This is a genomic window from Methylobacterium sp. J-068, from assembly GCF_022829445.1.
Classification (GTDB): domain Bacteria; phylum Pseudomonadota; class Alphaproteobacteria; order Rhizobiales; family Beijerinckiaceae; genus Methylobacterium.
Window position 1 is genome coordinate 1 of the sequence record NZ_JAKSXY010000025.1, and the last position, 581, is coordinate 581.

Annotated in this window: 1 protein-coding gene and 1 pseudogene; both read right to left on the minus strand. The window is 68.8% G+C overall.

Annotated features, from left to right (window positions below; translation table 11 throughout):
• Positions 1 to 36: 36 nt before the first annotated feature.
• Positions 37 to 303 carry a hypothetical protein gene (locus tag MKK54_RS24700; protein ID WP_244008481.1) on the minus strand — a complete coding sequence of 89 codons (267 nt, stop codon included), beginning with the start codon at positions 301 to 303 and terminating at the stop codon, positions 37 to 39.
• Positions 300 to 581 (minus strand): annotated as a pseudogene (locus MKK54_RS24705) (hypothetical protein); the annotation flags it as partial. The gene MKK54_RS24700 and the pseudogene MKK54_RS24705, both read right to left, overlap by 4 nt.

Genomic DNA, 581 nt, shown 5'->3' on the forward strand with positions numbered 1-581 from the left:
GCTGCGTTGACGAGGTCGAGCGCGGCGAGGATCGGGTCAGGCGTGCTCATGCTCGTCCTCCCGATCTCGCAGGCGGACGACCAGCATGTGCAGAAGAGCGCCGCACTCGTCGCGCTTGTATTGGCGGCACGCCTTGGTGAATGCGGCGCCGGGATTGAACCTCCCGGCCCTGTTGGTGCTGGCTCGAAGGGTTTCCTCGGCCTTTCGCCGCACGGCGGGGTCGTCGAGCAGCCGGTCGAGCTTCGCGACGAGCCAGGTCCGGCCGGTGGCATCCGTGTAGGGGATGGTGCCGAGGGCGCTCATGCGTCTGGCCCCTTCCCATCCGCGAAGAGGGCTGGCTGCTTCTGCTGGGCGCGGGCCCACACCTCCGTGCAGGCCTCATGACCCAGGAGTTCGTAGGCAGCGTGGACAAAGGCCTGCCGCTTGGCGTCGACCTTCGAGGAGACGGCGGCTTGGCTCGAACCGAGTGCCATGGAACGCTCGGCGCGACGCAGGACCCCGATGCGCTCCTGCAGGACGGGACGACTCCGGCGCTTGCGCTTCAGGGCGATCTCGGCACGGGTGCGCCAGGACGGATCGTC